The sequence below is a fragment of the Flavobacterium sp. 2 genome (assembly GCF_049949195.1).
Classification (GTDB): domain Bacteria; phylum Bacteroidota; class Bacteroidia; order Flavobacteriales; family Flavobacteriaceae; genus Flavobacterium.
Window position 1 is genome coordinate 873,455 of sequence record NZ_CP188206.1, and the last position, 25,647, is coordinate 899,101.

Here is a 25,647-nt window from a genome sequence, read left to right on the forward strand (position 1 = left end):
ATGCAAGACAAAGCCGTAGTTTTATTAAAAGAAAATAGGATCGTGAAAATCAAAAATTTCACAGATCCGAAATTTTCAATGGATGGAAGAGTTATTGGTTTTTTATCAAATAATGGTGAAAACTATATTTATTGTGAAGAAATTAAATTAACTGATTTAGGATTAGATAACATAAAAGCTCTTTCTGAAGGTTATTACAATGAAAATTTATATTTAAATTTTAAAAATGAAAATTCTCAAGCCAATTTTTCAGCTTTAGTTATTTCATATTTTGATAGAAATTTTATTAATGCAACTGAAAATGACAAGATTCAAGTAAAAAAATTCAATTTTATTGCTCCATATAATGATGTTAAAAACCTTAAAACAAGAAATATATACGAATTAAATTATCGAAAAAATGAAAATTATTTTCAAGCCAATGGAGATTTGATCGAGCCTGAAAATTCGAATGATATAGTACCTGAAAATCTAAACTTATCTGAACACGCAAGAAAATTTTATTTTGCAAACATATATAATGCAATAGATACTAATGATACGTCACTCCAATTCAAAAAAGCTAAAATTATTGCAAGAATATCTATTAACATACACAATATATTAAACTTAATTTTTCCACTATTCAATGATGTTTCATTTGAAGAACTAAAAAATTCACAAATTAATTTTTGGGAAGGTAAAATTTTTACAATTTCAGAAGAAAATGTATTAAATGATTATTTGGAAAGGATTAGATCTTTTTACAAAATTGCATATGATAATAAATATAAATTACTGACTACAAACAAAGAAGAAAAACTTTTTATTCTTGCAATTGGTTTGTCAGAAAAGGCGCTTTCAATTTTTACACCAAAAAATAAAATAGAGTTATTAAGTAAAATTTACATTAAAAAATTAAAAAAAACAGATGAACAAGAAATCTATGAAAATTTAGTCCTCAAAATAATATCATCATTTAATGATACTGATAACCAATCTATAAATTTATTCTTAGAACAATTAACAACAGAAATTCCTGATTCAAACGAAAACAAAGTTTTATATCAATGCTTGTATGAAAGCATGAGTACTAGTTTTATAATAACTGAAGGAATTATATCTATTATAAATAAAGTGTTTGATACAGATTTCAAACCAACAAAAACAAAACAACAATTTGTACAAATAATTTATACTTTATGGTATTTGAGTAAATATAATCCATATGAGTTAGATGGTTCATACAAACAAAATACGATAGCATTAAGGTCATCATCAGATCTCGCAAGAATAACTAGTAATGTTAATACGAATAATTATACCTATAATTATACTAACTACATAGCTTTTGATCCTAAATATAAAACCTTCACATATGATGGAACTACTTTTAATGCTATAATAGATTTCAAACTAACACGTCCAGATGCTGCCCCTATAGTAATACCATATAGTACTCAAAAGTTTCTAAATATATTTTGGGATGACTTTACCTTTAAATTTAAAAAATCGAAAATAGAAGTTTATCAGCAATTAAAACCTGTTGTTACAACTTTAGATACTGTTACTCCTGATCCAGACGATTACATTACACTTCATAATCTTCAAGTTATCGATCAATTGTATGGGACATATGACATTTATCAACCAGTAACATTATTAAACACAAACATAGAATCTCGTTCTGCTCTTTCTTTTGAAAATGGAGAAAACATTAATCTAAATGGACAAAAAATAAATTCTTTAATTCCAATATTTGTGCTAGCTTTTTTAGATCAAGATTCTTCTAGAAGTAATACAGAAATTATGGTAGGTTACATCGTCGACGTCGTAACCACATTTGCTGGATTTGGTAATTTGACTAAATTAAAACATTTAAAATGGGCTTCTACTGGTTTATCAGGTGCTGAAGTTGCATTTTATAGTATTGATGGTATAAGAATTATAGTTGGAGGGGTCGAATTTTCTTCCGGTGTTTTAAGCTTTTTAGGAAACTTTATAGAATGCGATGAAAATGATAAGTTTTGTAACGGAGTCAAAATCTTTTTAAATTTATTACAATTAGCTTGTTTAACTGTTAATGCTGGAGATGGCATAACGTCCTTAGCAGCTAAAAGACAAGCTAGAAAATTAGCTGAAATTGCAAACAGTAATGGATCTAACCCAAACACTATTGATAACTTATCACAGGCTTTAGGAGGTACTGATGCTGCAAAAGAAACAGCCCATACTATTTTACAATTTGCAGATTCAGCATCTCAATTTCAAAGTTTAAATGCTATAGTTGATAGAGTAAGAGATTTATTAATTAATGCAAAGACTGGGCTTTTCAAAAAAGCTGAAGATTTAACAGGCAAGCTACAGTTTACTAAAAATCATTACAGTGTTGCAGATATGCTAGAAATAGTTGCGCATTTAAACACAAAAGCTGAAGTTTTTGGACCAGCATTTGAAAAGCTATCTTCTCACTTTTTATTTATTGGTTCAAAGACAGGCAAACTGATAAGCAAAGATAAAATGATAAGACATATTACATTTTTTTATGATGAAGTACTTAAAAGAGGATATCCTTCAGGTTTTAATAGAACAGACAAAATATTTCAAGTCTTTTGCGAAAAAACTCGAGCATATTTTAATCGTGAATTTCAATTTTGGGATGAAGACATTTTAGGGAGTGCAATTTATACACTAAAAAATGATCCAAAGTATATTCAACTTATAGATAAATACTGGATAAACTATAATTTCTCAAATAGAGTTGAGTTAATTGTACAAGGATCAGTTTTAAGAAAATATAAAAGTGGTGAAATATTAGAGCATCTAAATCCTAATGATTTTCCACTTGACAATCCAGGAGATTTTGAATTTGCATTGAGATTAAAACCAGATGATTTCGTAATTTTTACACATATAGCTCAAGCGTATGCGAAAGCCAGAAAAAATAGTTCTTTCAATTTTACAAAAGTGTCACAAAAGGGTTTTATAAAGTTAGATGGAATTAAGGATCTTTTAGGAGAAGATTTTATTAATGAATTACGTAAATCTATAGTTAATGATATTAACTTTGACGCACATGAAATTGATTTCGCAATAATAAAGGAAGGTGGACCTTATGATTTAGAACCTTTTTTAAATTTTAAATACTAAGATTATGAGTACAGTTATAAAATACACAAATGATAGTGGCAATTATATTACAGATCAACAAGTTTCTTTCTTACAATTCTACAATAAAGAATTTTTCATTAATGGTAATGAACTAAAATTAGTTGAAAAGTATGGTCCCCAAGGAAGGTCAAATAAAAACGTTGTTTTAAAAGGAGGCGAATATTATTTATCTCCAGATGAAGATTTACAACTAATAATAAATCAATACTCAACTACAGCTCCTTATTGGACATTTTGTTACAATAAACAAACAAACAATTATGGTGATGTTTATTGGGAATATCTTTTATACAAAAATGGAGAACTTGATGTTAAAGGACTACAGGTTTTTAACAATGAAAAATTATTGATTGCTTCATGTACAATTGATGTAGAAACAAATCAATTGAAAAATAGAAGAAAGTTTTTTTATGGAGATCTGAATTTTTATAAAAGGAATGAATATGAATCTCATTTTTTGAGTGTATCATATAATGAAAACAATGATGTAAGTGATATTTATATATATGATGATGATTACCAAAGTGTAAATGAATTTTTATCTTCAACTAATTCTATTCATTTCGATTGGTTAGGCAATACCTATTTCCATAGTTTTGAACCTATTTTGCCAACTACAATAATTGCATAATTTATAAGCTTTAATAGATAAGAAGCCCGCTCTACGAAGTGTTCGAAATTGCTGTGCGAAGTCTCCTCCGCTGGCGCGAGCATCCCCCTCGCTGGCGCGAGCGTCTCGCTCGTGAACGCAAAGTTCTCTTGTCCTGCTTAGATTTACAAAAAAATAAAACAACTCAAAGATTTTTTGTCTTTGAGTTGTTTTAAAACCTAAAATTTCCCCGCTGGCGCGAGCGTCTCGCTCGCGAACATAAAGTTTTTCTTATATTAGATCAAAAATAATAAATGAGCAGAAAATACAAATTTGGAGATAAAACTGGAGCTTACTTTATAAGTTTTGCTACAGTATACTGGATAGATGTTTTTACCCTGCTGGCGCGAGCGTTCCGCTCGTGAACGCAAAGTATTTCTTACATTAGCTCAAAAATAATAAATGAGCAGAAAATACAAATTTGGAGATAAAACTGGAGCATATTTTATAAGTTTTGTTACGGTTTACTGGATAGATGTTTTTACTAGAGAAGAGTATTTTGGGGGCATTGTAGAATCATTAGATTACTGCAGAAAGAACAAAGGAATGGAGATTTATGGCTACTGCATAATGCCGAGCCATATTCATTTAATTTTCAGATCTGAAAATGGAGACCTTTCTGGTCTGATAAGAGATTTCAAAGGTTTTACCTCTAGGAAAATGCTCAAAGCAATTGAAGAAAATCCACAAGAAAGCAGAAAAGAATGGATGGTGTGGATGTTTGAAAGAGCCGGAAAGAAAAACAGTAATGTAAAATTCAGACAATTTTGTCAACAAAACAACAAACCTATTGAAATCTGGTCTTTAAAAGTTTTTGAGCAAAAGTTAAACTATATTCATAATAACCCTCTTGAAACTGGTTTTGTAACTAATCCTGTAGATTGGAAATACAGCTCTGCTAGAAATTATGGAGATAACGATCAAACTGTTTTAGAAATTGATATTAATTGACTTTCCTGTGTGTGCACGAGCGAGACGCTCGCGCCAGCAGGGGAGAAATAGAAACAGCAATAGAAAATCTATAAATTTATGAATATACAATATTTAAAGAAATTACAAACGAATCCTTCATTGGAACTTAATAATTCTGGTTACTTTAGTTATATTAAAGGGATTTCAGAAATAGAAATTAAATCTTTAGAACAATTTTACAATAATGGAAATCCATTTCCTAAAGTTTTAAAAGAATTATTATTTCTCGCTGGAATTAATTGTTTTGTTTGTGATTATGGAATAAATAAAACACAGCAAGAATTACAAGAATGGGTTAGAGAAGATATGCTAGAAAACGAAAGAACAATTTCGAGACCATTTTATGCTTTTGATGTTTATGGAGGAAGTCAATTTTTGTTTATTTATTTAGATGAAGGTGATAATCCCGTAATTTACGAAGCCCACCCTTATAGCAATAATGATAACTGGATTAATCGTTTAAATAATTTAACAATAAAAAGTCTAGTCGATAATGGTATTGAACGAGTTAAAAGTGGTAAAAATCCTTTTTAAATACCCTACTGGTACAAGCGTCTTATTTGTGAACATAAAGTTAAACAACAACTCAAAGAAAAAAATCTTTGAGTTGTTTTAAAACCTAAAATTTCTTTCAAGAGAAAGGCATTCAACAAAACTCAAAAATCTTATCAACAAAACCCGATCACGCAGATTTATTTCAGCAACGATAGCGCGGATTTGCAATCCTTGTCCGCAAAGTGATTCCTTCAAAAACCCATACTAAAAAGTAAAATTTTTCCCTGTCTTGTCTTGGAATAGGTTTACAAAAACATAAAAAACAACTCAAAGACAAAAAATCTTTGAGTTGTTTTAAAACCTAAAATTCCTCTCAAGAGAAAGCCTTCAACAAAACTCAAAAATCTTATCAAAAAATCCAATTTGGAAAGTTAGACTTATAGCTTTCCCTACTCTCCTATTGTTTTTTTTAAAACTACGCTTCTTCCTTTTAAACCCAACAATCAATTAAAAAATGAGTACAGACCACAACAGAATAAAAGTGGCTGATTTAGAAAAAAATCAGCAAGACAAAATTCTAGTCACTGATGCAAATGGTGAATTAGAATTTCAAGATATAAAAAATATCAAATCAGAAAATTACAACGCTCTGGATTATACAGACGAAGGAAAAGCATTAGATGCCAGACAAGGAAAGGTTTTAAAAGATCTGATTGATACTAAAAGCGAAGACAAATCAAACAAAACAGATGATATTGAAGCCAATAAAGCATCTTCTGTAAAATATACATCGGCTAAAAGTGTGGTCGATTGGTTTAAAAGTTTTTTGTTTCCAAATGTATCTTCAAAAACGACAACATTAATCGATACCGATTTAATTTTAACTGGAGACAGTGAAGATTCATTTAAAACAAAAACTGGAACTTTTGCTCAATTAAAAGCAAATTTAAAATCATACTTTGATACTATTTACCAATCGGTTTTAGTTTCCGGATCAAATATTAAAACAGTAAATGGAACTTCTTTATTGGGCAGCGGAAATATAGCAACGCCTGACATGAATACGACAACTGCTCAAACAGTTTCGGGAGTTAAAACTTTCTTGAACTTAATGCTAGGTTTACGAAATGCTGCAAATACTTTTACCTCATTTATTACAAACGCTGCAACGGCTTCACGAACCTGGACTTTTCCTGATAAAAGCGGAACTGTTGCAATGACTTCGGATATTACTAGCGTAATAAATGCTGGAACAACTAATCGAATTCCAAAATATGTTGGTTCTACTGTTGTTGGAAATAGTAGGATTTTGGATGATGGAAGTTTTGTTGGCATTGGAGTATCTAATGCTCCTACAAAAGATTTAACACTTGGAAATCAAAGCACTAAAACATTGGGCATTGAGGATTCTGATTCATATACATCAGGTCGTGATTTTTCAGTTTCAGCTGGAAGAACAATAAACTTCCAGTTAACTTCAAATTTTATTGACTTAAACCAAACCTCAAGAGTATACCGAAAAGGTTATGCTGCTCCAAATGGCGATTATTTTATTCCCTCCAATATGACGATATATAAACAAACCGGTGGGACAGGAAATCTTATTGTACATGCAACTTTATCATACACTATAAATTCAATTGCCATTAGTGCAACAAATGATCTTTATGTTTCAACCACTAATGGGCTTTACAAACAAATTAATTCAACAGGAACATTTAATTTAGAAGCTGGTGTTACCAATCGGGCGTATTATGCAATGTCATTTCATCCAAGCGGACATTTGTATGCTGTATGTGCTTGCGGAGATACGGTTGGAAGCTCTTCAGAATACATATACAAAAGAATAAATAATAGTGGAAATTTTATTTCTGAGATTACTTCAGCAGGCAGATACAATGATGTAGCTTGCGCACCGAATGGTGATGTATATGTTTCTTTTTGGTCCGTTGGTCTACTAAAACAAACAGATGGGAGTGGCGCTTGGAGTACTGTTTATTCTACAAATAGTTTAGGTTCTGTTTGTGTCTTAGAAAATGGGACTATATATGCTTGCAATGTCTATCAAGGTATCGCTCCAAAATTTGCTATTTCTATTAATAATGGTTTTTCATTTAATACATCAACAGTCGATCTACCTTTTGGAACGAGTCTTTATTGTTACTTAAGTACAAACAAAAATAATGTTTATACCTACAAATGGTCAGGGTCAAGTGTGTTTTTTCAAAATAATGATGCTTTAGGTTTTGCAAACTTAGATGGAGGTGCATTCAAAATAAAATCAGGAACTGGAAAAGGAACTGGAAAAAGTCGTGTTGAATTTTACACAGGTCAAAAAACAGTTTCAGGAACCGACATGCAAGTTGAAACAATCCGAGTATATCTTGATGAAAATGGGTCTTTTGTATACCTCACACCTCCAAGTTATTCAAACGATGCAGACGCAGATGCAGACGCAAATCTTCCTTCAAAAGCTTTTTATAAAATAACAGGGAATCGAACACTCTTCCAAAAACCTTAAATATATAAAATCATAAATTTTCAAAATCAATTATTGGCTTTTCTAAAGTCAGACTTACCTCTTACCCTTCATTCTACAAAACTGTAAAATGAAAATCCTATTGTGACGCCACTAACACAATTTTTAAACAATAATTTTTTAGGTCATTTTTAATATCAACCTAAAATAATTACGGTTACCCCTTAAAATAACTGAATACAAGCCTGTAAATTTTATAAACCCGTAAATAATTAATTAAAAATGAGTACAAATTACAACAGAATTAAAGTGGCTGACTTAGAAACAAATGAGCCAAACAAAATTTTAAAAACCAATGCAAATGGTGAATTAGAGTTTAGCAATGTAATTGATAATAAACAACTAAAGCTTGCATCGGATTCCGAAACTCAAATCAATTATACAGTTGCTGAAGATGAAAAAGTTATCAGCCGTTTAAAATTATTTAATTGGTGGGAATGGCTTAAAGCACAAAGTCAAACTATTTCAGGAACTTGGAATTTTACTAATAAAGTCACATTGGCAGCTGGAAACACAGCAACACCATCACTGATTATACCAAATGGTACTTTAACTAATTTTCCTCAAAATGGAAGCATTGAACGTGATTCAAATGGTCAACTTTGGGAAACCCATAATGATGTTCGAGCAAGATTAGCAACTACTTCTGAGGTAATTCTAATTCCTTTTAAAGCATCTAATAATATTCAAACTAATATAACCGGAACCTTGTCGGCAACCGCACAATCAATTTCAAGCAGCACTATAGTTGGAAGTATTAAAAATTCTTCAGTATCAAGATTAAATCTTTCTAATGAAATTTATTTTTACTCCAATAATCCTTCTTTAGGAAATATTGACCCAATAGAAGCAAAAAGTGAAATTTATTTAAAAATTAACAATGGCCTTTTTTCATCGCATTTCAGTGGAATCTCGCCTACGAATCAGATTAAAATAATAGAATTTTCAGGATTAAATAATAACGGACTAAAAAATTATCAAAGCCCCTTTTTAACTGATATACAAAATTCTGACATTATGTTGGCTCAGTGGTCAAAAATACAGTTTACGACACAAAACATAAAGGATGGTGTTACAACAAACGGAGAAGCAACCTATTACTTACGTGATGCTTCCAACAGTAGAACGTTTGGAGTTTCTGAAGCTTCTTTCAGTTTTGTTATTGTTAATACAGTTACTTACGCAGATCCTACAAATAGTCAAGGAAAAAATATTTCAAAAATAATCCGTACAAATAACTACGCTATTTATCTAGAAACGATCAGATAAAAATATTGTCTTTAGAATATTTGAAAATTTAAGTCAAAAAGAAACTATAAACTAGGTTCTTTTTGACTTAATAAATCGTCTTAAAAACAGCATACACCGTACCTGAAACTCAATAATTAATTTCTCTAATTCTCTTATCGCTTTTTCTTCAAAACCTAGACCACTTCATCCATTCTCTTTACAACTTTGTAAAGTCCCAGAACATCAATGTTAAACTGCTAAGCAGCTCTTTTTTAAGCTCCAATTTTAGACACATCTTTACACTGTCAAAAGAAAAAAAAGAGGCTTTAAGCCTCTTAAAACTTAAGTCTTTTGAAAAAATTACAAAGTAAATCAATTGCTAAAACTGCTTAGAAAAATCCCTAAAATATGCATTTACACCTCAAAAATTGATTAGACCTAACTACAATTTAATCATTCCGATTACGAACAAAAATTAAAGTCAAAAACAAAATTAGAATATGCCAACTAATCCAATTCCTGCGGTTCCAATTCCTACCGCCAGATATTACCCTCGATTGTCTGAGGTGATTACTGTAGATGATTTGCCTGAATTTTTATCGTTTGTCGAAAATGGCCTGAACTCCATTTTTAATAAAATTCACTATAAAAACCTGCAATATTCAAAAGGATATCGAGGCGATTCGGCTTTTTACAGCCTTGATATCGTAACAAGTAGTCCTCTTGCTCTTGAGCTACCATTTGATCTCAAACTTGTCCTAAATCCAGATTTAAAAGACGGTGATCAGTCAATTTCTTCATTTCCTATTACTCTAGAATATCAATGGGAAATTTTAGCATTCCTAAAAACATTCAGTTCCAGCAGTTTTTCTTTTTCTGCAAAAGATTTTTATTCTGTGGGGTTACAGGTTTTTCGTATCAGCGAAGAACAGGTAATTGCCCACATGATGAATATTTTTGTGGAAGCCGAAGAAGGTAAAACAAAATACGAACAGCTTTTAGCCGATATCAATGCTTTTGAAGAAACTATTACTAATGACCCTCTTTATCAAAAATTAGAATTTCCTGAAGGTATCGAGCAGTCAATTCAAAGTCTGATTGATGTTATTAAAACTAGTCCTCTTATTACAAAATCGATTCCGTTATTGTTATTTGGAGTTTATATAGCTAGAGAAGGTTATAGTTTAAACGAAATCAAACAAAAACTACAGGATTTCTACAATATTGTAGCTCCAGACGGAATTGAAGCTCACATCAAGAGAATCATTACTCCAAAAGCCAAAGCCACTTTAGAGTTAAGCGCTGGTATCGAATTTCCGCACAGCATTCTAAAACCTGTTAATCCAAATGGTTCTGCTTTTCCTAATCAAGCAACTAAGTCGACTTTCGTATTTGCCAAAGCGCAATTATACGCCGACACAGAAGCCGGAATTGGATATCAGGCAGAATTAGGCGGTTCATTGACACCTCCAAATGCGATGATTGGTAATACAGGGTTAATGCTTGAATTAGACACTTTAAAAGTCGATTTAAGCAAGAAAACCAATATCCCAGAAGCAGATTCAGACGGGCGTCCGAATGATTTCGTTGGTGTTTATGCTCGCGCCGCTTCTGTTACATTGCCATCAAAATGGTTTCATGAGCCAAAAGAAGGAGAAGAAGAAACAAATAACAAGCCTACGCTAAAAATCGGTGCCTCCAATTTATTAGTGGGTTCAGGCGGGCTTTCTGGAAATATTTATTTAGAAACCGTTCCTGAACCAAAAAATGGCTCGTTTAATTATTTTAATGACAAATTCGATTTCTACTACCCAATTACAATGTTTGAAAAAGACGAAGTAAATGGTGTAGTAAATGAAAAAGAAATTGCAGATTATCCTGCTTTACTTGTCTTTTTACAAAAATTATATACGGCCAAGTTGCCTTATACATTTAAATTCCCTTTAGCATTAAAAACAAAAGCTGATTTAAATTCTTCAACGGTATATGCTGCTACAGATTACTCTTTCGAAAATGCTTTAGATTATCAGACCTTTTTATCTGAGCTGGAAGAAAACATGCTTTGGAAAACTATTGGTTCTGATAAAAAAGGTTTCAAAGTCGGTTTCAATAAATTTGATATTACTTTCAAACAAAATAAAGTTGTCAATTCTAACATTAAAGGTGCTTTAGAAATTTCTAAACTCAAAGGAGAGGATCAAAAACCTTTAAAAGTTGGCATTGAAGGACATTTATATGACGATGGCGATTTCAACCTTACAGCTTCTTTCAATAAAGACAATAAACCAAAAGCCAATTTATTCAATCTGGTAAATCTTGATTTTCACACTTTAGAGCTTGGGAAACAAGATGAAGATTATTATTTAGGAACCTCTTGTTATGTTTCTTTTCAAGATTCTTTAATGGGAAATCTATTAAAAGGAAAAGGTTTCGAAGTTGAAAAACTACGTGTTTACAGTGATGGAAATATTGAAGTTGAAGGAGGATCAATTCCTATTCCAGTCAGCCTTTCTGTCAATTTGGGTCCGGTTCAAATGGCGGTTACGAATATCAATTTTGGTTCAACCCAATTTAACGGTCGTAAATATAATTTCTGGGGATTTGATGGCGCAATCAGTGTCAACCCGCTTGGCGTAGATGCCCGTGGGGAAGGTATAAAATACTATTATCCTGTTGATGGAGATTCTTCTGGTTCTTTCATCAGAATCCAGACTATTGAAGTCGATTTAATTATTCCAGGAACTGCAACCGAGGCTTCGGCTATGGCAATCATTCATGGTATGATTTCGCTTCCAAGACCTGGTGTTGATGAAGAATTTACGGGAGAGGTTTCATTAAAACTTCCGAAAGCAAAAATTTCTGGAAGCGTTGGAATGCGTTTTATGCCTAAATATCCAGCTTTCTTGATTGATGCGAGTATTGAGTTACCTGTTCCTATTCCGCTTGGATTTCTGGCTATTAATGCCTTTAGAGGTTTATTAGGATTTAGATATGTTGCCACAAAACAAGCTGTCGGACTAACAAAAGACGATTCTTGGTATGAGTATTATAAACATCCAAAACCGGGTATCAACATTAAAAAATTCAGTGGCCCGCCAGATTCAATGCAGTATAATACTCCATTTTCAATTGGAGCTGGAGCCACTTTTGGAACTGTTGCTGATGGCGGACATGTATTGTCATTAAGAGCCATGCTTTTATTGTCTCTCCCTACTCTATTTTATATTGAAGCAGGACTGAATGTTATTTCTGGAAGATTAGGCCTTATTGAAGATGATCCAAGTAATCCGCCATTTTTTGCTATGGTTGCTTTCGGGGATGATTCTTTAGAATTAGCGGCTGGAGCAAATTTCAGTATTCCTAAAGATGGTGGTCAGATATTTAGACTCACTGCATTATTAGAAGCTGGTTTTTTCTTTAAAAATCAGAAACCTTGGTATGTTAATTTCGGAACAAAAGACAAACCAATTACAGCAGAGGTTTTAACCTTATTTACCGCAAAAGCTTTCATTATGCTTTCTGCTCAGGGAATTGAAGCTGGAGCTCGATTAGATTTTAAACTCGATAAAAGTTTTGGACCAGCCAAAGTCAAATTATGGGCTTATCTGGAGATGGGCGGAAAAATATCGTTCAAACGTCCTCAAATGGGTGGTTATATTACTGCCGGTGGAGGAATTCAGATTAAACTTTGGATTATTAATGTTGAAATTGCTTTAGATACCATATTCTCTGTAGAATCATTTAAACCTTTCTTGATTTATGCCAAATTAGAACTGAGCGTTCGTGTAAGAATTGCCATGATTAGAGTACGTAAAAACTTTACCGTTGAACTGCAATGGGATCTCAACCGAGTTATTGATCGTACGCCATACAGTCCGCTTCCAAAAGGAACTTTTGGAGATGGTGAAGATGACAGAACATTAGAGAATGTCAAAGGAGTTCATATGTTAACCAATCAGGCATTTGCTTTGGATTATTTCAAATCTGCTGGAGAAAAAAATTATGAAGGAAACAAGCTTTTCCAAGACGGTACTCCAAGACCAGAGTTTATTACCTCAGTAATACCTTTAGATACTTACATCGATATTAAAATGGCAAAAGGATTAATACCTAATGCTGAATTATTTGAAAAAGTGGGTGGATATACTGGTGAAGCTAAAAACTACACCGATATGATGCCTCCGGAAGGAACATCGAAAGCTGGTAGAAAACTGCGTCAGGTTAAACATGAATATGGAATCAAATCAATCAATTTGAAATCTTGGAATGGTACCGATTGGATAGATTATAATCCTTTTGAGGCAGTTGTAAAAGACGATGAAAGAAATGAGGAATTGAAGAAATTACCTTGGGCACATTGGCAAAAAGCAATTGACCAATATGATTCTATTCGAGTATTGGCAACAAATCCATTTTCTTTTTTAAGTGCTGCAGAACCTGGATGGCATGTTCCTGAACAATTAGGAATTACGTCTACAAAATTGTTCTGTGCTGCCACAGAAACCGAAAAACAGCACATGGATTTCCTTAACAAACAAATTGGAACGCGCTATTATGTACCAATGCAGCACGAAGCCGACAAAATTAATGGCTTGTTTTTCAAACTTATTGGAGAACTTCCTTTAATTGTAGGTAACAATGTTTTTGAAGGCGGAGATTTTATGAGCATTACTGCTGATGAAAATCCTTTAGGCTATAATCGATCATTGTCTTTTAGAAATGACAACGAATTAGAAATTATTTTCCCTGAATCAGCAATTGATCCAGAATTAAGGCTTACAACTCAGGCAAAAGAAGTTAAAATTACTGCTTATACAGCGACTTTTGAAGATGATGATAAATTAGTGTCATACGTGCCTGTAAGCTTTAGCAAAACTAAGATGGGAGTATTTTCTGAAGAACAAAATTATACTAAAGCAGAGCTTTTAAATCCTATAACCTTATACACAGAAGAGATTGATAGTCAGAAGAAAAAAATCGATAAAATTGTAATTAGTCCAGTTTCGGCAAAAGCAAAACGCATTAAAGAAATCAGAAACGAAATTGCAGCATTATTTGACGATACTTATGGTGATTTAACAGGAGAAACTGAAATTACATTGACAGATCCTGTAAAGATTGCTAAATACAATTCGTTAATGACTGAATTGGCAAACCTGAAATTAGATGCAGGAAATGAAAATGCTAACTCTGGAGGCAATCCAAATGCATTGACTTTTACACATTATTATGGCTATAACGGAAATGCTTTATATGACTTTGATAAAGTAATCAAATTCAATGATTCATATGTGATAACATTCCATCCAAAAGAGGATGCTAAAACTACTATTCTGTTACAAGTCAATTCTGATGGCACTATTATTAGAGAGCGTTTGATTAATGGAATTGTAACTTCTCTGCAGGTTGTAAATGGAAATTTACTGGTAACCCAAGCTCTGAATCCAGAACAATGTAAAGGAATCGGAGAAGCAACAATCGATCTTGATTTTATTGTAGGATGCCTCTCTCCTATTGCTGCAACGGTGATTGTTGAAATGGATGAAGAATTAAATCCGATTTTAGGAACGCAATATTTGAATACCTATTCTTTAGGTTTCAACAAAATATTGCCTTTAGCAAATAATGACCTGCTTTGGATTAACAATACATCATCAAATGAAACTCAAATCAGCTGGATTAAAGGAAGCGACCGAAGTGTGGTTTATCGTTCTAAAGTTAACGGAGAAGTAATTAAAGTTCTTCAGCATAATGAGAATGAATTTAGTTTGATTACTAAGGATAAAAAAGTTATCCGTTTAAGTGTCAACAATGTATCAAAAGTAATTTCTGCGACAGATACAAAAGTAATTTCTACAACTGAAGTAATTGAAATTGTCGATGCGATAATTGCGAATAATAAAACATTGCTTTCGGTTAAATTATCAAATGGCAAATTTGCATTGGCACAAATTGATGGAAACACTATTTCATTAGTAAAAAATGACAGCATTTTTGATTCGGCAATTTATTTATCAAATCAAACATTAAATGATCATTCTATTGTGGCTTACAATACGCATTATTTGTTTGTATTGAATGAGACTTTAACCCAAGCAAGATTAATTAAAAGAGAAACAAATGTTGCTGATGCTTCAATCATTCAGATTCAAAATGAACCGTCTGTAAATGAAATTCTGATGCTTTCTAGGAAACCAAAAGAAAAAGGAGTTTATTTTTCATTGTTTAGCGATGCGTTTGATAACTGTTCTTTACATCCTGCCGAACAAGTTTCTGTAACTTCTTCGACTGCTACTTTAGCAAACGGAAGTGTTAATTATTCTGCACTGGATTTAATTAGTGGACTAGATTTCAAAAGAAGCATTAAAAATTCGAACATAATTACAACTGATGCTGTTATTTGTTCAAGTCTGGAAAATGCTGAAGATCCAGAACTTGATTACACGACTTACATTCAGAGTGTAGATTGGTTTAGCAAAGAAGAGTATTATCATAATCAAACGATTTTGGATATTCCTGCTGTACAAGAACAGTTTCAAGCGATGAAAAATGCGGTCGAAACAACAGTACAGCCAATCTGGAGACCAAATACAACGTATTGTTTAGATTTTACTTTAACAGATACTGTTGATGATAATAAAAAGAATCCTGTAGAATTTAAATATTATTATGGATTTAAAACGCTTGGGCCAATTGGACATTTCCCAGTTAAGGATCCTGAAAAAGATGCGCCAGTGAAAAACGAATTGACAGCATTGTCTAAATCTCCGCTGACTTCATTGAGAAATTATCTGGATTATAACCGTTCTTATCCAAATGCTGACGGAAGTTTATTACAGTCTAAACCTTCATTTTATGGCAATGAGCAATGTGATATTTCTTTATTCTTTACGAGTACGTATACTTCTCACATGTTTAAAAATTGGGCAGAATACGAAAGTGAAAGACCTGAAATTGAAGGAAAACTTAATCTTTTCATCAAAGATCCGTTGACTGATCTTCTTATTAAATACCCAATAGAACCATTGGAAGAAGGTCAACCAGAAGTGGTTTATCCAAAGCCAATAGAAAGTGATGAAGATTGGACTGATGATAATGATCCTAGAATTCCATTGGGTGTTAGAATGTTAAACAATTTTATTGAAGATCCTTCTACAATGCGATGCATTCTAGATTTAGGACAACCTTTAAAACCAAAATCATTAAAATACAAAACAACTTTAACCAATTTAAAACCTTCAAAACTTTATACGGTTCTGGTAAATAACTTTTTTGATGGTGCCCAAATAGGAATTTCAAGCGAAAGCAAAAATATCCTGGTACATCAATTTGGATTCCAGACTTCGCGCTACAAAAATTTTGAAGAACAAGTTCAGAGTTATTTTGTGAATGAAGAAAAAACTAAAGAAGCTTTATATGATGTGAATGTTAATCTGGATCAGGAACGTATAGATGCTCTGCATTATTTAATCGCTCCTAAAACTGATAATGCTACAAATGCGTTAAGCGATTCAATGGCAACAAAATATCAGCATTTGTTTGATCGTGCGACTGAAGGAATCTTAAAACTGTCTCCTCTTGATCCGGCTCAGGGTACTGAGGTAAATAAAATTATTGATACGAATACTGGAGCAACAATAGCGCTTTTAGTTCGAAACCCAGAGCCTTTTAATATTCCTAAAATGCCTTTAGAAGAAATTCAGGATACGATTACTGTTTTAGATGAACTAGGAAATCCAATATCTGGATACAGCGTAATGCATTCAAAAGATTACTCGCAAGCTTTAATTATGCATAACAGCAAAATCATTTCTGGAATAGAAAACTTGAAAATCAGGTTTAAATACAAAATGTGGAATAATGACGGAAATGGTCCTTTAACAAACATTATTGATACGCAGATACTGCCATTACAAAATACAAATCTTTAAAAAAATAAGAAAAAAATGAGTTCTATAAATCTTCAGGAAAGCCAGCTCTCGGGCTGTGCAACTTATGTAGCAATTGTAGTCGACGAATCTGGTTCGATCAATGGAAACGAAGCACAGCAAATCCGCGACGGGCTAACTTCATTTATCAATTCTCAGGCACAAAGTAATATTACACTTTCGTTAATCGGAATGTCTAACAGCGATACCGCTGTTAGACCCGATAACGTTATTCAGAAGAAAATTTCAAGTAATAGTCAGAATTTTATTGATTGGATTAATTTATATGGTCTTGGAAATCAAAGCATACAATCAGATTATTGGGCTTCTGGTTTAAATGTTGCCAAAAATTTATCTGTTACTCCAGATATCGTTTTTGTGGTTACTGACGGTCTGCAAGTCAATAATTCAGAGTATTTAAAAAATCTGTTTACTGAGTTAAATCTAACTTCGAAAGTTTTTGTGTACGGAGTAACTAGTTCGTTTGATACTATTGAAGAATTGACAACGCCACTGACAAACTTTTTAGAAAGAACACCAGTTTTAAAAAATGATCAAACTTCTGTCTTAGATTCAGATTATATCAGAGTTCCCGATTTCAGTAATTTAGGAATTGAATTAAACAGACTTGCAACCAATTTATCCGATTTACAAATTGGCTGTTTTCCTAACGTAAGCATTATTGACGATAATTTAGTTTATCCTTCTTTAAAAAAAGGTCTAAGAATTAGCACACAATGCGGAACTTTAGTTCTAAAAAACAAAAGCCGAGTTCCGCTGACTTTAAGTGCCGGAACAAAAATCCATAAAGAAAAAAATCTAAACGGGCTTATTTTTAAGCTTTACAATTCGGTTACAATTCCAGGAAAAGATGAAGTTGAAGTTCCAATTCGAATTGAAGGGAAACCTTTGAGTTTTGGCCATTTTTCAACGCTTGTTGATCTGAGCGATGTCTTTAATCCTTTAGGAGTAAGCATTAATTTTAATGTTGGAAGAGAATCATCAACCATTGAGATTACTCCAGGAAAAACAAATCTACAGTCAACCTATTTACAAGTTGTTACGGCTGGTTCAAGAGGAATTGACAGTACAAAAGGAATTCATCTTCGATGGATGCTGAATGGCAAGTTAGGAGAAAACCATCTCCCAAAAGGCGAATTGTACGACGGAGAAAATTCTAATTCTAGTTTTAATAAACCTGATGATTTTGTAAAAGTCTACAGAGCACCTTATACAAAAATCGCTCAAACTGTAAACTTAACTGACAACCCAAATGTTGTTGACAACAAAAAAGCACTTTGGATTTATAAAACAGAAAATTCGCAAAGATCGGTTTATGTTAATTTTAAAGATGACAAAAAATATAAATCAATTAAACTCAGCATCGATCCATTAACAAATCCTGTAGCTTTTATGCAAGCTTATGGAAATGGTTTAATAGAAATTGAAACCAAAACCGATTTATTCTTTGCAGCCGAATTAGATTTTTCATCTTCAAATACTTCAAAAAGTGTAAAACTAGAAACTTTATCAGTTGCTGAAAACAAAATCACAGCTTCTAAAAATGTTAGCAGTCGTAAAACATATGATTCTGCACAATTAAACAACAAGATTCGTGTAGTTGCTGAAAATGGAAGAAGTATTCGATTTAAAGCTAATAATTGCTCATTAAATTCTATTCAATTTGAGTTTTATTCTGATTTCATTACTCATGCTAATGTTAACGGAGACTGGATTTTAAAAGGAAAATATGGCCTTGGCACAGATGATTTTAAAGTTTTCGAACAGCTTGAACCAAAGTTAAACGCTGTTCACGGAAAATGGTTAAAATTCAATGATGGTGAATATGTAAACACTAAAAATTACAAAGCAAAATGGAACAGACCAACTGTTGAAAATGATATTACTGATGAAAACATCAAAGATATTGTACTGGAATATATTGATTTAAGTAAATCAGGCAATCCAAAAGCAGAAAAAGATATTCATTTTGGTGATCGCATACCTATCAATGAGCCAAAAGAAGGAGAAGTACAACAATATGCTGAAAATTTAACCAAAATATCTTATCTGGATATTTTGAATATTGCTGCAAACGATTATCACGTTGCGCGTATGTTAGGTTTAGGCTGTTTAGATCTTGATGAGAAAGTTTATGATGGAGAATATGTTTATTTAACAGAATATACCACTTTTGGAAGTTTAGAAGAAGGTATTGAAGGAAAAGAAATGCAACATCTTTCAATGAGTATTCCAACTTCTATCAATACTGAACGTATGCCTCTTCCTATCCAATTAAGTAAAATTGTTCCTGGATTAAATGTTGATTCGGATGAAAATCCAAATAACAGAATTACAGATTCTGAAGGCTACAGTTTTGATGGAAAAAAACGATTTGTGAGTTTGTTTATGGATGATATCATGGATTATGATATTGTAAATCCTAATTTAAAAAACGACTTTTTTAAATCTTCTTTAGAATATGAAGGAAGCAACTTTACTTTCCCTGTTTATTTGGGAATCGACCATAAAATTGATTCCGAAAAAATATGGAAAAGTCCAGAATTATCACATGATCTTGAATACAAAAGTGTCAATCAAAATTTAAAAGAATCAGAATTTGAAACCGTTCCAATTAATATTCCTGAGCCTGGAAAATCCGTTCTAAATGCCATTCAGGAAGAAACTGGAGAAAACACCTATATCTATCAAGGATACGGAATTAACATTTTTTCAAGAGCAACATCTGGGCGCCAAATCAGTATTAAATCTGACATTAAACCTGCGAATAATCTAATGCCTCCGAGCAATATGAATGCTCTTTTGGTTACTGAAGAAAATCCGTTAATGTTTACTTCTCAATCAGAACAACAACTATTAGGCAAGATTACCGGAACGGACAAAACATTGGTCAGAATCATGTTTGATTATTATTCTGCTCAGGAATTGTTAAGCTATCCTGTTCCAAGAGAAATCACCGTCACAGATGCAGAAACCAATAAAGAATCTATTTTTCCTGATGCCGAAGAAATATTTGCAGATCATTTTAAACTGTATTATAAAGACGGACTTCCTGAAGTCGAATATGGTGAAATTGAAAGTATTGTAAACAATAGCACCAATAACCTTACTTCAATTGTAAAAATAAGAGAGTATAGAATTATCAGCAGTGGCCAGCAAGTTAAACTCGGATTAGATAATTCCAATAAAACCAGATTTGAAAGAGGAGTTTTAACGATTGGAGATCAAAATTATATCATTCAAAATATTGAAGTAAAATTCAAGAAGGATGAAAATTCTAATGATGTTTTTGATTACGCTCTTATCGAAGTATTGAAAAAGGAAGTTACTGACAAACTTCATGCTGATGGAGATGCAACAATAGATTCTGAACAGATTCAAGATATTAAACTTCCTGAAAGCAGATTGTGTACGCTGGTGCAAAACATGCAAACAGCTGCTAACTGGCACCAACCTCAAATTGATTTCACAGTTCAGTATCCTGAGAGTTTAAACAAAATTCACAGAGAAGTTATTGAACATGTAAGTCCAAACGGAAGGGATTTACAGTTAGAAAAAACAAGAGGAGTTTGGAATGATGTAGTAGTTGAAAGAGTTTTTGAAAATTCGTATGAAATGAATGAAAATGGAACGTACAAAGTAGATGACGAAGGCAATCCAATTCCATTATTATCTGAGAAGAAACATTTAGGATTATATAAAATCATTTTCAAAAACTTCAATTTACCTCAGCATTCTCAATTTCAATCGGAAAAAGAAAACTCTGTAGAATGGTCGAATGGTATTGTGAGATTGTTTACAAAAGACGCTTTTGAAGAAGGAAATCCTGTACCTAAAAAATCAAGAAAAGAGTTCAAGGTTTATAAAACAGAAAATATTGGTACGACTGGAGATTTAGTCTTGTATATTGATGATCCAGATTTTAAACTTGGTAATTATGTTACACAAACCATGGTTGAGGGCTATGATGAAATTTTAGGTGCAAAAAATGGTCTTCACACAGAAAACGGGGTGTCAGATTATGAGAATGATTATGTATCCCAATCTGCAAACTATTATCCAAGTTACAAGGTTTATTTGTACGCAGACGCTGTTTCGGGAATTACTCAAGAAAATATTCTGCCAAGAGAGAATGAAAATACGCATTATTCAGTTTTCGGAATCAGTACTCATTCAAAACCAGATGTTTGTTACAAATCAAAAATTAGTATTCCTTGTCCGATGTACGCTGTCAAAGTTGAGAAAACGGAGAAACCTGAAGAAATTATTGGTGGTAGTTTGTATGCAACTCGTCCAGATTTTTACAATCGTTCGACTTTTACTTTCACAACTAAATATGATGATAGTAGAAAACCTTATGGATTATTGCATTACAGAGCCAATGACGAAGATTTGCTTAACGTTTTATACAAACCGACAACTGTAACTACAATCCGAGAAGAATTGAACAAACTGGGCGGAAATGATGAAATTGATTTCAACAACAGATGGGCAGACTTTTTGAATTTTAATGAACTTGTAACAAGAGGTCAATATGACGTTTTTCCAAAAAATGAATCTGAAGAAAATTATCAGTTTCCATTACCTGACAACGAAGAATTTATAAAACTAATTAATGATTTTATCAAATGGCATAACAGCACTTTAGATATAAATGCAAAAAAAGCAGACGAAATTATTTCAATAGAATCACTTAATCAGGTTCTTATTTCTGAAGATGAAGGAGTTCAGGAGCCAATGTTAGCGGTTTATTTTATTGAACAAGCCATTTATAATGCCTTTGTTCCGTTAACGGAAGTTCCTGTAATTTATGAGCACATCAAAGGTAATGACTATGTTCCTGTTAATAAAAAACAGACTATTAAAGATAAAAACGGAAATGCTTTAAAACCAACTGACACTGATTTTGACATTGCTCCAATGATGAAAGTTGTAAATGAAAGCCAAAACAGAGTACAATTTACCGATTTTAATCTGGATGGAAACTCACAAAACATCTATTTCTACGCTGTTCGTGAAATGGACATTAAAATGAATTTTGGAGAATTCAGTAATCTTTTAGGACCAGTAAAATTAGTGGCTTCTACTCCACCAAAAACTCCAGAAATTAAGCGAATTATGCCAATTCTTGAAAACCAGGTGTTAGGAATAAAACCTGCCGTTCAGATTGAGTTAAATGCATATCAGCCAGAATATAAAATCAGAAAAATCAATGTTTATCGTGCTACAACAATGTTGGAAGCTCAGTCAATAAGAACAATGAAACTGGCTAAAGAAATTGTAATTAATGAAGATACTTTATCTGCTGATTTTGACAATGTCTGGACCGTTTACGATGATTTTCAAGATTTAGAAGAAGTTCCATTTGGTGATGGTCTTTTTTACAGAATTACGGTTTCCAAACAAATTGAATATGCAGATCCTGAATCAACAATAGAAAATTCAGTTATAAATATTGATTATGCTCCGTCACAGCCGTCAAAAATTACAGCAACTGTTATTGTTGATAGTGTTTCGCCAGAATCTCCAGCTTTGGAAGCTTCTGGAACTGTCTCGGGAACAAATGGAGAAATCTTAAAACCTGTAGTTTTCAATTGGAATAAAACAGTTTATAATGGTAAATATCATTTATACAAAATGAACAGTCAAGGAAATTGGGATAAGATTCATGAAATTTCAACAAATCTTGAAAATATTGCCTTACCGCTTCAGCAGACAAAATTAAATACTGATGAATTGATTATCAAAAATGAAGATGGTGACAGAATTTACCATCATTTTAAAGTAATCTCAGAAAACACATCAGGCATGCTCAGCAGTGACGAAAAAATCCTAACTCTTTAAAATTAATAAATACCAATGAATCAAATCATTGGTATTTATTTCAGGTCTCATTAAAACATTTAAAAGCAAAGAAATAAAACTAAATAAAATGGCAATACTAAGAAACGACTTTCACAACAAATTCAAAGATGGAGATATTCCATCACACCTTGACTTCGTAGAAATTTTTGACAATTTCGTTCATAAAGAAGACGACAAAGCCAATTTTCAAATGGTCGAAACAGGAACAGATAATCAACATTACATCACTCCTGCACTTTTAAAAGCAGCTTTTCAGAATGCAGGAATCATTGCTGGTAATTGTTACGTTCCATATAAAGAATTTCAGGATAACTTTTCAGGATCATCTATTCAATTAGAACAAGCTCCTATTGCAGACAGCGTTAAAGTCTATAAAAATGGGCAATTATTAAAAGAAATTAACGATTATAATTTAAACTACGACAGTGGCGTACTTACATTTTCGGATCCAATAACCGGGCGAAATATTGAAATAAATTACTGGTCTAAAAATCTTGATACTGAATCTGAAGGAGCTGGCTCAGATCCGATTCTAGGAAGTTTATCTATTCCTTACAAAGAAAATTTTGACGAAGATACTTTTACTAACGATAAAATCACTTTAAAAGAAATTCCGGTAAAAGACAGTATCAGAATTTACAAAAACGGCCAGCTACTTAGAGAAGGCACAGGCAAAGATTATGCTGTAGATTACAACAATGGAATTATTACATTCTCATCAGTAATTGAAGATCGTAATATCGAAGTTGATTATTGGTACAAAAGCACTGTCACTTTATCTGATTTGGAACTGAATACCAAATACGTCGATTTAACAACAGCGCAAACAATTGGAGGAAATAAAACTTTTACTGAAACTGTTGAAGGTAAAAGCTTTATTAAAACTGGCGGAACTTCAAGTCAATTTTTAATGGCAGACGGCTCCGTATCAACTTCTCCAGGTTCTGATTATGATGCAGGACATTCTATTGGTACAATCCCTCTCACTGGAGGCTATCAAAAATTTAGCAACGGATTAATATTACAGTGGGCTTATTTAATGAATAATGCCAACACCTATAGCTTCCCTTTAACGTGGCCAAACGGCGCTTTGAGTGTTATGGTATCTACTTTAAGAACGAGCTCTGGAAGCAGAGGGTATAATCACGTTGCCAATATTACAAAAAATAGTTACTACGCTCTTATTGATGGTAGCGAAGGGTATATGTTCTCAATTGGATATTAACTATAAACTAAAAAATAAAAATTATGTATAAAGGAACTTATAACGAAAACGGAGATTACACAGGCTTTTATGTTGAAGAAATTCATGAAAATATTCCAAAACCTAATATCGAATTAACCGAAGAAGAATGGCAACAGGCATTATCTAAAAATTATAAAGTAATTGAAGGCAAACATACATTTTCTCCTTTTGTTCAAAATAAAGAAGAGCTTTTAGAAAATTTAAGAGCCAAAAGAAATTCATTATTAACGGAAAGCGATTGGACGCAAGTACAAGACACACCTCTTTCTGAAGATAAAAAGGCAGCTTGGAAAAATTACAGACAAAAACTAAGAGATTTAACTGATCTAGAAGATGTAGCAACGGTTGTTTGGCCAGTAAAACCTATTTAATAAATATTCATTTATAGATTTTAAATGAATATTCAATCAAATAACTATTCTTTATTAAAATAAATATGGAAAAAAATACAACATACAAACCTTTTGCTTTTATAGATAATTATGTACCTACTGAAGGGGAAACTATTTATTATAATATAGAGCAAACTTTAACCAAAACTAAGAATGATTGTACTATAGGAATCCCTAGTTCAGTAACCCTAACCGCTGAAGCCAATAAATTTGTATCAAATTCAAGTATTGAAAAGGCAAATGAACAGGCAGAAGCCTGGCTAAAAACTAATACTCAAGCTTATGCCAATAATATAGGCGTATGTATGATTGATAACACTCCACCAAGCAGTTTTGTACTAAGTGCATCAGTTACTTCAAATACGGTAGTCTTGTCATGGACTGCGTCTACAGATAACATTGGAGTTATTGGTTATGATATTTTTATTGATGATACTTTTTTGGCATCCACTTCAAATGATGTTTTGCAGTATATAGTTGACGAACTTTCATCTTCTACAATCTACAGTTTTTATGTAAAGGCAAAAGATACAGCTGGTAATTCGAGCAATAGTAATTTATTAGCAGTAAAGACACTACCTGTTATTTTAAATTTACCAGTAACAAAGTCGGTAATTTTTGAAAATAGAAATACCAACTGGGATAACTGTCGAAACGCTACGACAGCTCAAACGTATTATCAAAGCAATAATCTTTTGGGAGCAGCAAAAGATACGCAAGAATATATCCTTAATAGATATAGAGCTACGATTGATACTTTATCTCTTGAATCAAAGCCAAAATCAGCTAAATTGAAATTTAGATTTGCTTCAAATGCTATAGGAAATGCACTAACCTTTCATCTATTTGCAACAAATAATGTTGTTCCCTATTCTCAAAATTTTCAGCTTGAAGATTGGAATGATTGGGACATGAGTACTTTTATTGGAAGCACTACTTTTCCAACCAACTCAACTGAATACGGGGAAATAGAATTACAACCTGCTCATTTAGATTTACTAAACAATCGAGAAGGTTTTAATTTTTTCCTAATCTCAAATGGAGATAAAGAAAATAATGCTCCTACCAGCAATAGCAGACCTACACTTTCTATGACTCCTGATACTGGAGAAATCTATTTAGAATGCGAGTTATAGATTAAAAAATAAACAACCATCTTT

The 25,647-nt window shown here is 32.3% G+C and carries 11 protein-coding genes; all 11 read left to right on the forward strand.

The genetic code is table 11. The annotated features are described in order from the left end of the window. Window positions 1–3,129, forward strand: a complete 3,129-nt coding sequence (locus tag ACNFIH_RS03635) for a hypothetical protein (RefSeq protein ID WP_426485534.1) — start codon at window positions 1–3, stop codon at window positions 3,127–3,129. A gap of 4 nt (window positions 3,130–3,133) precedes the next feature. Then, the gene (locus ACNFIH_RS03640) at window positions 3,134–3,781 is read left to right on the forward strand and encodes a hypothetical protein (protein WP_426485535.1); all 648 of its coding nucleotides are present in this window, start codon (window positions 3,134–3,136) and stop codon (window positions 3,779–3,781) included. A gap of 420 nt (window positions 3,782–4,201) precedes the next feature. After that, window positions 4,202–4,750: an REP-associated tyrosine transposase gene (locus tag ACNFIH_RS03645; protein WP_426485536.1), complete on the forward strand. Its 549-nt coding sequence runs from the start codon at window positions 4,202–4,204 to the stop codon at window positions 4,748–4,750. Between the two features lie 78 nt (window positions 4,751–4,828). Next, the gene (locus tag ACNFIH_RS03650) at window positions 4,829–5,305 is read left to right on the forward strand and encodes a hypothetical protein (RefSeq protein WP_426485537.1); all 477 of its coding nucleotides are present in this window, start codon (window positions 4,829–4,831) and stop codon (window positions 5,303–5,305) included. Window positions 5,306–5,780: 475 nt separating this feature from the next. Beyond that, on the forward strand, window positions 5,781–7,787 hold the full coding sequence (locus ACNFIH_RS03655) for a hypothetical protein (protein ID WP_426485538.1): 2,007 nt from the start codon (window positions 5,781–5,783) through the stop codon (window positions 7,785–7,787). A gap of 240 nt (window positions 7,788–8,027) precedes the next feature. Further along, window positions 8,028–9,074, forward strand: coding sequence for a hypothetical protein (locus ACNFIH_RS03660; protein WP_426485539.1), 1,047 nt, complete (start codon window positions 8,028–8,030; stop codon window positions 9,072–9,074). Window positions 9,075–9,535: 461 nt separating this feature from the next. Continuing rightward, the gene (locus tag ACNFIH_RS03665) at window positions 9,536–16,966 is read left to right on the forward strand and encodes a hypothetical protein (RefSeq protein WP_426485540.1); all 7,431 of its coding nucleotides are present in this window, start codon (window positions 9,536–9,538) and stop codon (window positions 16,964–16,966) included. A 15-nt stretch (window positions 16,967–16,981) separates the two neighbouring features. Beyond that, window positions 16,982–22,828: a hypothetical protein gene (locus tag ACNFIH_RS03670; RefSeq protein ID WP_426485541.1), complete on the forward strand. Its 5,847-nt coding sequence runs from the start codon at window positions 16,982–16,984 to the stop codon at window positions 22,826–22,828. An 88-nt stretch (window positions 22,829–22,916) separates the two neighbouring features. Further along, window positions 22,917–24,074, forward strand: a complete 1,158-nt coding sequence (locus tag ACNFIH_RS03675; protein ID WP_426485542.1) for a gp53-like domain-containing protein — start codon at window positions 22,917–22,919, stop codon at window positions 24,072–24,074. A 23-nt stretch (window positions 24,075–24,097) separates the two neighbouring features. Continuing rightward, window positions 24,098–24,466 carry a tail fiber assembly protein gene (locus ACNFIH_RS03680; protein ID WP_426485543.1) on the forward strand — a complete coding sequence of 123 codons (369 nt, stop codon included), beginning with the start codon at window positions 24,098–24,100 and terminating at the stop codon, window positions 24,464–24,466. Between the two features lie 65 nt (window positions 24,467–24,531). Beyond that, window positions 24,532–25,623: a DUF5977 domain-containing protein gene (locus ACNFIH_RS03685; protein ID WP_426485544.1), complete on the forward strand. Its 1,092-nt coding sequence runs from the start codon at window positions 24,532–24,534 to the stop codon at window positions 25,621–25,623. Window positions 25,624–25,647: the final 24 nt, after the last annotated feature.

What these genes read in the sequence shown, in the direction of transcription:
- ACNFIH_RS03635 (WP_426485534.1), top strand. Translation starts at nt 1, where the DNA reads ATGCAAGACAAAGCCGTAGTTTTATTAAAAGAAAATAGGATCGTGAAA.
- ACNFIH_RS03640 (WP_426485535.1), top strand. Translation starts at nt 3,134, where the DNA reads ATGAGTACAGTTATAAAATACACAAATGATAGTGGCAATTATATTACA.
- ACNFIH_RS03645 (WP_426485536.1), top strand. Translation starts at nt 4,202, where the DNA reads ATGAGCAGAAAATACAAATTTGGAGATAAAACTGGAGCATATTTTATA.
- ACNFIH_RS03650 (WP_426485537.1), top strand. Translation starts at nt 4,829, where the DNA reads ATGAATATACAATATTTAAAGAAATTACAAACGAATCCTTCATTGGAA.
- ACNFIH_RS03655 (WP_426485538.1), top strand. Translation starts at nt 5,781, where the DNA reads ATGAGTACAGACCACAACAGAATAAAAGTGGCTGATTTAGAAAAAAAT.
- ACNFIH_RS03660 (WP_426485539.1), top strand. Translation starts at nt 8,028, where the DNA reads ATGAGTACAAATTACAACAGAATTAAAGTGGCTGACTTAGAAACAAAT.
- ACNFIH_RS03665 (WP_426485540.1), top strand. Translation starts at nt 9,536, where the DNA reads ATGCCAACTAATCCAATTCCTGCGGTTCCAATTCCTACCGCCAGATAT.
- ACNFIH_RS03670 (WP_426485541.1), top strand. Translation starts at nt 16,982, where the DNA reads ATGAGTTCTATAAATCTTCAGGAAAGCCAGCTCTCGGGCTGTGCAACT.
- ACNFIH_RS03675 (WP_426485542.1), top strand. Translation starts at nt 22,917, where the DNA reads ATGGCAATACTAAGAAACGACTTTCACAACAAATTCAAAGATGGAGAT.
- ACNFIH_RS03680 (WP_426485543.1), top strand. Translation starts at nt 24,098, where the DNA reads ATGTATAAAGGAACTTATAACGAAAACGGAGATTACACAGGCTTTTAT.
- ACNFIH_RS03685 (WP_426485544.1), top strand. Translation starts at nt 24,532, where the DNA reads ATGGAAAAAAATACAACATACAAACCTTTTGCTTTTATAGATAATTAT.